General features: G+C 72.3%; 11 protein-coding genes. All 11 read left to right on the forward strand.

Annotated features, from left to right (window positions below):
- Nucleotides 1-771 (forward strand): DAK2 domain-containing protein (locus H0487_RS19800; protein ID WP_512698509.1); only part of this gene is annotated, 771 nt, incomplete at its 5' end.
- A gap of 19 nt (nucleotides 772-790) precedes the next feature.
- A complete protein-coding gene (locus H0487_RS19805) occupies nucleotides 791-3,028 on the forward strand; it encodes an ATP-dependent DNA helicase RecG (protein ID WP_312856028.1) in 2,238 nt (745 codons plus the stop codon).
- 7 nt (nucleotides 3,029-3,035) lie between these two features.
- Complete coding sequence (gene rsmD, locus H0487_RS19810; RefSeq protein ID WP_183095954.1) at nucleotides 3,036-3,629, forward strand: 16S rRNA (guanine(966)-N(2))-methyltransferase RsmD; 594 nt, start codon at nucleotides 3,036-3,038, stop codon at nucleotides 3,627-3,629.
- A 4-nt stretch (nucleotides 3,630-3,633) separates the two neighbouring features.
- Complete coding sequence (gene coaD, locus H0487_RS19815; protein ID WP_183095955.1) at nucleotides 3,634-4,146, forward strand: pantetheine-phosphate adenylyltransferase; 513 nt, start codon at nucleotides 3,634-3,636, stop codon at nucleotides 4,144-4,146.
- 82 nt (nucleotides 4,147-4,228) lie between these two features.
- Nucleotides 4,229-4,795: a YceD family protein gene (locus H0487_RS19820; protein ID WP_183095956.1), complete on the forward strand. Its 567-nt coding sequence runs from the start codon at nucleotides 4,229-4,231 to the stop codon at nucleotides 4,793-4,795.
- A 16-nt stretch (nucleotides 4,796-4,811) separates the two neighbouring features.
- Nucleotides 4,812-4,997, forward strand: a complete 186-nt coding sequence (gene rpmF, locus H0487_RS19825; protein WP_183095957.1) for a 50S ribosomal protein L32 — start codon at nucleotides 4,812-4,814, stop codon at nucleotides 4,995-4,997.
- Nucleotides 4,943-5,749, forward strand: a complete 807-nt coding sequence (gene rnc / locus H0487_RS19830) for a ribonuclease III (protein ID WP_446685583.1) — start codon at nucleotides 4,943-4,945, stop codon at nucleotides 5,747-5,749. The genes rpmF and rnc overlap by 55 nt, the downstream gene beginning before the upstream one ends.
- 12 nt (nucleotides 5,750-5,761) lie before the next feature.
- Nucleotides 5,762-6,625: a bifunctional DNA-formamidopyrimidine glycosylase/DNA-(apurinic or apyrimidinic site) lyase gene (mutM, locus tag H0487_RS19835; RefSeq protein ID WP_183095958.1), complete on the forward strand. Its 864-nt coding sequence runs from the start codon at nucleotides 5,762-5,764 to the stop codon at nucleotides 6,623-6,625.
- A gap of 80 nt (nucleotides 6,626-6,705) precedes the next feature.
- On the forward strand, nucleotides 6,706-6,903 hold the full coding sequence (locus H0487_RS19840) for a hypothetical protein (RefSeq protein WP_183095959.1): 198 nt from the start codon (nucleotides 6,706-6,708) through the stop codon (nucleotides 6,901-6,903).
- A 77-nt stretch (nucleotides 6,904-6,980) separates the two neighbouring features.
- Entirely contained in the window at nucleotides 6,981-8,237 is a 1,257-nt protein-coding gene (locus H0487_RS19845) for an MFS transporter (protein WP_183095960.1), read from the forward strand.
- A 125-nt stretch (nucleotides 8,238-8,362) separates the two neighbouring features.
- Nucleotides 8,363-9,482 (forward strand): chromosome segregation SMC family protein (locus tag H0487_RS19850; protein WP_183095961.1); only part of this gene is annotated, 1,120 nt, incomplete at its 3' end.

Raw genomic sequence — 9,482 nt, forward strand, 5'->3', positions numbered from 1 at the left:
GCCGGCATCGGCCTCGGCCGGCCGCACCGGATCCGGGTCACCCACTTCGCCGAGCAGGTCGCCGCGGCCGCGGGGGAGAGCGGCTCGCGGACGTCACCCGCCCCGGCCGGCCGCGCAGTCATCGCGGTCGCCGCCGGACCCGGCCTGGTGGAGCTGTTCAGCGACGCGGGCGCGCTCGTCGTCGAGGGCGGCCCGGGTCGGCGTCCCTCCACCGGCCAGCTGCTCGAGGCGATCGCGGCCAGCGGCGCCCGGGAGATCGTCGTCCTGCCCAACGACCCCGACTCGGTGCGGGCCGCGCGGGTCGCCGCCAGCACGGCCGAGTCCGACGGCCGCGGCGTGCGGATCTCGGTCATCCCGACCGAGGCGCAGGTCCAGGGCCTCGCGGCGGTCGCCGTGCACGAGCCGGGCCGCGGGTTCGACCAGGACGTCACCGAGATGACGGCCACCGCCCGCCACGTGAAGCACGGCGCGGTCACCGTCGCGGCCAAGGAGGCGATGACCTCCGCCGGTCCCTGCCGGCCGGGCGACGTCCTCGGCGTCATCGCCGGCGACTTCGTCGTCATCGGCAGCGATCTCGGCGAGGTCGCGGTCGCGGTCCTCGAGCGGCTGCTCGCGTCCGGGGGTGAGCTCGTCACCTTGGTGACCGGCCAGGAGGCGGGAGGGATCGCCGACCACGCGGCGGCGTGGGTCGAGGAGCAGCACCCCCATGTCGACACCGTGGTGTACGACGGTGGCCAGGAGCGCTACCCGCTCCTGCTGTCCGTCGAGTGACCCTGGTGAGAGGACCCTGGTGACGACCCTCGACTCCCCGCTGGCCGCGGTGCTGGGCCGGACGACCCCCGCGAAGCGCAAGAAGCTCGAGGAGGGCCTGGGCCTGCGCACCGTGGGCGACCTGCTGCGCCACTTCCCCCGGCGCTACCTCGAGACCGGCAGGCTGACCAAGGTCGACGACCTCAGGATCGGCCAGTTCCTCTGCGTGGTCGGCGAGATCGTGCGCTGCGACCTCAAGACCTACAACGACCGCCGCACCGGCCGTCCGGCGTTCCGGGTGGAGGCGCTGCTCAGCACCGACGGGCCGAAGCTGCGGATGACGTTCTTCGCCAAGAACAAGCACACGGCCGAGTGGCACCAACGTCGTGTCGCCGTCGGCCAGCGCGGCGTCTTCATGGGCCGGGCCGACCGGTTCCGCGACGAGTGGCAGCTCACCAACCCCGCGATGATCATCTTCGGCCACGCCGAGGGCGAGGAGGGCGAGGAGAGCATCGTCGACCAGATCGGTGACCTCTACCCGATCTACCCGCTCACCAAGGGCGTCGAGACGTGGGACGTCAGCCGCGCCGTGCGCGCCGCGCTCGGACAGGTCGACGGGTTCCCCGAGGTGCTGCCCGACCCGGTCCGGGAGCAGTACGACGTCCTCGACGTGCGTACCGCCTACGACTGGGTCCACACGCCCGACCGGCGCGACCAGGTGGAGCGGGCCCAGCACCGGTTCCGGTTCGAGGAGGCGTTGGTCACCCAGGTCGTGCTGGCCCGGCGGCGTCGTGCCGTCCGTGAGCTGGGCGCGACCGCCCGCACCGGCGGCGACGGCGCGCTCCAGGTGGCCTTCGACGAGCGGCTGCCGTTCACGCTCACCGAGGGGCAGCGCCAGGTGGGGGAGCAGATCGCCCACGACCTCGCGCAGTCCCACCCGATGAACCGGCTCCTCCAGGGCGAGGTCGGCTCCGGCAAGACGCTGGTCGCGCTCCGGGCGATGCTCCGCGTCGTCGACTCCGGGGGCCAGGCGGCGCTGCTCGCGCCGACCGAGGTGCTCGCCCAGCAGCACTACCGGTCGATCGTGACGATGCTGGGCGACCTGGCCCAGGGCGGCACCATCTTCGGCTCGGCCGAGGGCACCCGGGTGGACCTCCTGACCGGGTCGATGACCAAGACCCAGCGCACCGAGCCGCTGCTGCGGGCCGCGAGCGGGGAGGCCGGGATCGTCATCGGCACCCACGCCCTGCTCCAGGACCAGGTGCAGTTCGCCGACCTCGGCCTCGTGGTCGTCGACGAGCAGCACCGGTTCGGGGTCGAGCAGCGGGCCGCGCTCGCGGACAAGGCCCAGGTCCCGCCGCACCTGCTGGTGATGACCGCGACGCCGATCCCGCGGACCGTGGCGATGACGGTCTTCGGCGACCTCGAGGTGTCGACGCTGCGCGAGCTCCCGGCCGGGCGCGCGCCGATCCAGACCAACGTGGTGCCGCTCGCCGAGCAGCCGACCTGGCTGGGCCGGGCGTGGACGCGGGTACGCGAGGAGGTCGAGAAGGGCCACCAGGTCTACGTCGTCTGCCCGCGGATCTCGGGCGACGACGCCGAGGCCGACCAGCCGGAGGTCCTCGACGTCGACGACGACGGCAACCCGCTGCCGCCCCCGCGCTCGCTGGAGGCGGTCGAGGAGGTCGCCGAGCGGCTGGCGTCCGGCCCGCTGGCGGGGCTGCGGGTCGCCCGCCTCCACGGCCGGCTGCCGGCCGACGAGAAGGACGCCACCATGCAGGCGTTCGCGCGTCACGAGATCGACGTGCTCGTGTCGACGACCGTGATCGAGGTCGGCGTCGACGTCGCCAACGCCACGACGATGGTGATCCTCGACGCCGACCGGTTCGGCGTCTCCCAGCTCCACCAGCTGCGCGGCCGCGTCGGCCGGGGCGGCCTGCCGGGCCTGTGCCTGCTGGTGACCCACGCCGAGGACCCGCTCTCCGATGCCCGGGCGCGGCTTGACGCGGTCGCCTCGACGACCGACGGGTTCGTGCTCAGCCGGGTCGACCTCGAGCAGCGCCGCGAGGGCGACGTGCTCGGCGCCACCCAAGCGGGGCGCCGCTCGAGCCTCCAGAACCTGCGCGTGCTGCGCGACGAGGACACGATCGTGGCGGCCCGCGAGGCCGCCGAGGGACTGCTCGAGCACGATCCCGGCCTCACCGAGGCCCCGCTGCTGGCCGACGCCGTTCTCGACCTCGAGCGCTCCCAGCAGGGCGACTTCGTGGACAGGTCGTGAGGGCGCGATGACGAGGATCATCGGGGGCGACCACAGCGGCCGCCGGATCGAGACGCCCCAGGGCAGCGGCACCCGGCCGACCAGCGACCGGGTGCGGGAGGCACTGTTCTCGACGCTCACGTCCCACTTCGGGGTCTTCGACCGGCTCGGCGTCCTCGACCTCTACGCGGGTTCGGGCGCGATCGCGCTCGAGGCCGCCTCGCGTGGCGCGTCGTACGTCGTGGCCGTCGAGGCGGACCGCACGACAGCGAAGGTGATCGAGCGCAACGCGGCCGCGCTCCACGCGGTCGTCGAGGTCGTCGCCCAGCCGGTCGCCCGCTTCCTCGCCCAGCCCGCGTGGAGCCGCGTCGACCTGGTGTTCCTCGACCCGCCGTACCCGCTCTCCGACGAGGACCTCGCCGTCGACCTCGCTCTCCTGGCCGAGCACGGCTGGCTCGCCGACGACGCGCTGGTGGTCGTCGAGCGAGGTCGCCGCAGCCCCGAGCCGACCTGGCCGCCGGGGGTCCGTGTGCTCCCGGGCAAGCGCGGGCAGAAGAAGTACGGCGAGACGACCCTCTGGTACGCCTCGCGGGACGAGGACGACGCCCAACCACTACGGTGACGCCATGCGACCCCAGCGACGTTGCGTCTGCCCGGGGTCGTTCGACCCCGTGACCAATGGCCACCTCGACATCTTCGGCAGGGCCGCCGCGCTGTTCGACGAGGTCATCGTCGCGGTGGGGGTCAACAAGTCGAAGTCGGCGTCGTCGAACCGGCTCTTCACCTCCGACGAGCGGCTCGACATGATCTCCGACGCGGTCGCGCCGTGGTCCAACGTCCGGGTGCAGGGCTTCACCGGCCTGGTGACCGACTTCTGCGTCGAGATCGGTGCCCAGGCCATCGTCAAGGGCCTGCGCGGGTCGGGCGACTACGACTACGAGCTCCAGATGGCGCAGATGAACTCCCACCTCACCGAGGTCGAGACCGTGTTCCTCATGACCGACCCGAGCATGTCGTTCGTGTCCTCGAGCCTGGTCAAGGAGGTCGCCTCCTTCGGGGGCGACGTGTCGGGCCTGGTGCCGCCGACCGTGCTCGACCGGCTCATGGCCCGGCTCGAGGAGCGCCGCGCCGCGACGTGAGGCCCGGTGTCAGATTTGGTGGCGTCCGGCCCGCCCGATACGCTTCTCGCTGATCTGTTGTGTCCGGACCGGGAGTGATCACATGTCCAGCCTGGACCCGAGGGCGCCGCTCGTGCTTGATACACGCGAGCTCGGCCGCCGCCCGGGGTCCCAGCGGGAAGTGACGCTCACGGCCCCGGCCCCGGCAGATCTGGGTATCGAGGTCCTCAGGGTCACCGAGGGTTCGCAGATCGATTTCGACCTGCGGCTCGAGGCGGTCATGGAGGGAGTCCTGGTCACCGGCACGGCGCAAGCCGTGGTCGACGGCGAGTGCGCGCGGTGCCTGGAACCGATCCACGACGACGTCGAGGTGCCGTTCCAGGAGCTCTACGTGTACGACGACCGCCGGCACGATGAGCAGGATGACTCCGAGGACGACGAGACCCGCAGGCTGGAGGACGACCTGGTCGACCTCGAGCCGCTCCTGCGGGATGCGGTGGTGCTCGCACTGCCGTTCCAGCCGCTGTGCCAGCCGGACTGTCCCGGGTTGTGCCCCGAGTGCGGGGCGCGCCTGATCGACGAGCCGGACCACGCACACGACGCGGCAGTGGATCCCCGCTGGTCGGCGCTGACCGCGCTGACCGACCAGCAAGACCCCGACCAGACCTGAGCACGAGGAGAAGACAGTGGCTGTTCCGAAGCGGAAGATGTCGCGCAGCAACACGCGGCACCGTCGCTCGCAGTGGAAGGCCGTCGCCCCCACGCTGGTGACCTGCGCCAACCCGGCCTGTGGTGCCCAGCACCTCCCGCACCGCGCGTGCGGCAGCTGCGGCCAGTACGGCGCCAAGGCCGCCCGCCGCCAGGTCCTCTGACCCTGCCTGACAGCCGGCACCCGGCCATCAGCGACTACGTCGACCTGCGTCGAGCGCTCGGGGATCCCCATCTGGACCCCGAGCTGCTCGACCGCGCCCTGACGCACCGGTCCTACGCCTACGAGAACGGCGGGCTGCCGACCAACGAGCGCCTGGAGTTCCTCGGCGACTCGGTGCTGGGGGTCGTCGTGACCGAGACGCTCTACCGTCTCCACCCCGACCTCTCCGAGGGACGGCTGGCCAAGCTCCGCGCCGCCGTCGTCAACGCCCGGGCCCTCGCCGAGGTCGCCCGGGTCATCGGCCTCGGGCAGTACATCAAGCTCGGCCGCGGTGAGGAGACCACCGGCGGTCGCGACAAGGCCTCGATCCTCTCCGACACGGTCGAGGCCGTCATCGGCGCGGTCCACCTCAGCGCCGGCATCGAGACCTCCGCCGAGGTCGTCCACCTCCTCTTCGACCCGCTCATCGAGGCCGCCTCGGCCATGGGGGCAGGTCTGGACTGGAAGACCTCCCTCCAGGAGCTCGCCGCCGAGCACAGCCTCGGCGTGCCGGAGTACGTCATCCAGGACGAGGGCCCCGACCACGCGAAGACCTTCACCGCGCAGGTCCGCGTCGCCGACACCCTGTACGGCAACGGCACCGGCCGCTCCAAGAAGGAGGCCGAGCAGGGTGCTGCCGAGACGGCGTACGGCGAGATCGTCGCTGCGATGTCGGCCCCGTCCGCCCCGTCCGCAGCCTCCGCCGACGACTGACCCGGCCCGCCCGTGCCCGAGCTGCCCGAGGTCGAGGTCGTCCGTGCCGGCCTCGAACGCCACGTCGTCGGCTCCACGCTGTCCGCGGTCGAGGTCCTGCACGACCGTCCGGTCCGGCGTGACCCCGGCGGGGCGTCCGGTTTCGCCGCGGCGCTGGTCGGGCGGCGGATCGAGGCTGCGCGCCGCCGCGGCAAGTACTTCTGGCTGCCGCTCGACAACGGGGACGCGCTGCTCGGCCACCTCGGCATGAGCGGTCAGATGCTCGTCCAGCCGGTCGCGGCGCCGGACGAGCGGCACCTTCGGGTCCGGTTCGGGCTCACCGGAGGACCTGCGCCGGGCCGGGAGCTACGGTTCGTCGACCAGCGGATGTTCGGCGGGCTCCTCGTCTCGGCCGGGGGAGCGGTCCTACCGCCCGAGATCGCGCACATCGCGCGCGACCCGATCGACCCGGACTTCGACGACGACGCGTTCGTGCTCCGGGTGCGCAGGCGCACCGCCGGCGTCAAGCGGCTGCTCCTGGACCAGAACCTGATCTCCGGGGTCGGCAACATCTATGCCGACGAGGCCCTGTGGCGCTCTCGGCTCCACGGCGACCGCCCCGGCGACAGGCTCACCCGGACCCAGGTCGTCGACCTGCTCGGCCACGTCCGCGCGGTCATGGGGGAGGCCCTGGCCCAGGGCGGGACCTCGTTCGACGCGCTCTACGTCAACGTCAACGGGGAGTCCGGCTACTTCGACCGCTCGCTCTCGGCGTACGGGCAGGAGGACCAGCCGTGCGGGCGGTGTGGCACCCCGATCCGGAGGGTCGCGTTCATGAACCGGTCCTCGTACTTCTGCCCCCGCTGCCAGCCTGTACCACGCGCACGCAGGGTTTGACCGCGGGGCCCGGAAATGGGACTCTTGGAGACGGTCCGGGACCCGGGCCGTACCGCGTTTCCCACCGGAAGGCTCACTTCATGGCCAAGGCGCTGATCGGGCACCTGAACAGCGACCTCCGCGACCCCCGACTGGCTGTCGAGAACGCTCGACTCCGCAACCGGGTGGCCGAGCTGGAGTCCCTCGTCCTCCGTCTGTCCGAGGAGAACGACAAGCTGATGTCGGCTCGGGCCGCCGAGATCCTCACCGCCGACGCGCAGGAGATGCAGCCGGCCTGAGCCTGGCGCATCATCCTTCCGCCCGTCGGCGGAAATCAGTGGCGCCCTGGGGGCGCCGCTGACTAGCGTGCCCGCACGTGGGCCGCATCCTCGACGCCGTCGCACCGGTGCGGCTCGGTCCGCGGTTCCGGTGGTTGATGGCGTCGACCTGGGTCGCCAACCTGGGTGACGGCATCGCGCTCGCCGCAGGCCCGCTCCTGGTCGCCTCCCAGACCAGCTCCCCGGCGCTCGTCTCGCTCGCCTTCCTGCTCGTCGGGCTCCCGTGGCTGCTGTTCGGCCTGTTCGCCGGCGCGGTCGCCGACCGGGTCGACCGCAAGCGGATGGTGGTCATCGCCAACCTGCTCCGGATCGTCGTCCTCGGCATGCTGGCGACCTCGATCGTCACCGGGGTGGTGAGCATCGCGGTCGTGCTGGGAGCGATGTTCCTGCTCGGCACCGCGGAGGTGTACGCCGACACGGCGTACCGGACCTTCCTGCCGATGATCGTCGACAAGGCCGACCTCGGCGTCGCGAACGCCCGCCTGCAGGCCGGCTTCATCACGCTCAACCAGTTCGCGGGCGCGCCCGTCGGCGCCGCCCTCTTCGCGGTCGGCATGGCGGTGCCCTTCGGCGCCCAGATCGCGTGCGGCCTGCTGGCGGTCGTGCTCGTGTCCCGACTCGCGCTGCCCGCGGGGCCGGTGCGCGACGACGTGGACACGCACGTCCTGCGCGACATCGGTGACGGGTTCCGCTGGCTGATGGCCCACCCGCCGGTGCGCACGCTGGCGCTGGTCATCGTCACGTTCAACATCACCTGGGCGGCGGCGTGGGCGATCCTCGTCCTGTACTCGCTCGAGGTCCTCGACATGGGACCGGTCGGCTACGGCCTGCTGACCTCCGCCGCGGCGGCCGGTGGGCTGGTGGGGACGTTCCTCTTCGGCTGGCTCGAGCAGCACGTCTCGCTGGCGACGCTGATGCGGGCCTGCCTCGCCCTCGAGGTCGTCATGCACCTCGGGTTCGCGCTCACGACCGCGGCCTGGTTGGCGCTGCTCATCATGTTCGGGTTCGGGGTCTATGCCTTCGTGTGGGGCGCCCTCTCCCAGGCGGTGCGGCAGCGCGCGGTGCCGACGGAGTTCCAGGGCCGGGTGGGCTCGGTCTACAGCGTGGCCATCCACGGCGGCATCGTCATCGGCAGCGGCCTCGGCGGGATCATCGCCGAGCACGGCGGCCTCACCGCCCCTTTCTGGTTCGCGTTCGTGGGGTCGGGGGTGACCCTGGTGCTCGTGTGGCGCCAGCTGGCCCACATCGCCCACGCCGACGAGGAGATCCGCCGGTCGGCCGACGAGGGCTTGTAGGGTGAGCGAAGCCGAGCGCTTCCCCCGCGACGGCGCGCCCCGGGGCACCTGACAGGATCCCCCCGGTGGAGGTGCCGTCCGCGTCCGCCGACGACTGATCTCGAGTCCGAGCAAAGGGAGCCTGGGTGTACCTGAAGAGCCTGACCCTCAAGGGGTTCAAGTCCTTCGCGTCTGCGACCACCCTCCAGCTGGAGCCGGGGATCACCTGCATCGTCGGTCCCAACGGTTCGGGCAAGTCCAACGTGGTCGACGCCCTCGCCTGGGTCATGGGTGAGGCCAGCGCCAAGAGCCTGCGCGGCGGCAAGATGGACGACGTCATCTTCGCCGGTACGTCGGGCCGTCCGCCGCTCGGCCGCGCCGAGGTGCAGCTGACCATCGACAACACCGACGGCGCGCTGCCGATCGAGTACTCCGAGGTCACGATCAGCCGGACCATGTTCCGGACCGGCGGGTCGGAGTACGCCATCAACGGCACCCCGTGCCGGCTGCTCGACGTCCAGGAGCTGCTCAGCGACTCCGGCATCGGCCGTGAGATGCACGTCATCGTCGGGCAGGGCCAGCTCGACACGATCCTGCACGCGACCCCCGAGGACCGCCGCGGGTTCATCGAGGAGGCCGCGGGCGTCCTCAAGCACCGCAAGCGCAAGGAGAAGGCGCTCCGCAAGCTCGACTCCACCGAGGGCAACCTCACCCGTCTCAACGACCTGCTGAGCGAGATCCGCCGCCAGCTCAAGCCGCTCGGGCGCCAGGCCGAGGTCGCCCGGCGCGCAGCCACGGTCCAGGCCGACGTCCGTGACGCCCGCGCCCGGATCCTCGCCGACGACCTCGTCACCGCCCGCACCTCCCTCCAGCAGGAGCTCGCCGACGAGAGCGTCCTGGTGGCGCGTCGCGAGGAGGTCGAGAAGGCGGTCGCCGAGGGCCGCGAGAAGGAGGCCGCCCTCGAGGCCGCGCTCCGCGAGGACCTGCCGGCGCTCTCCGCGGCCCAGGAGACCCTGTCGTCCCTCGGGGCGCTGCGCGAGCGGCTCCGCGGCACCCAGAGCCTGGCCAACGAGCGCGTCCGCAACGCCGCCGGTGTCCAGGAGACCGAGGTCGAGCAGGGGCGGGACCCCCAGGAGCTCGACGCCGAGGCCGACCGGCTCGCCGAGCAGGAGGCCGAGATCCTCGCGCTCGTCGCCGAGCAGCAGACCGCGCTCGAGACGGCGGTCGAGGCCCGCAAGGCGGCCGAGGGCGCCGCGGCCCACGAGG

Origin of the sequence: Nocardioides stalactiti (assembly GCF_014180715.1) — a bacterium.
GTDB lineage: Bacteria > Actinomycetota > Actinomycetes > Propionibacteriales > Nocardioidaceae > Nocardioides > Nocardioides stalactiti.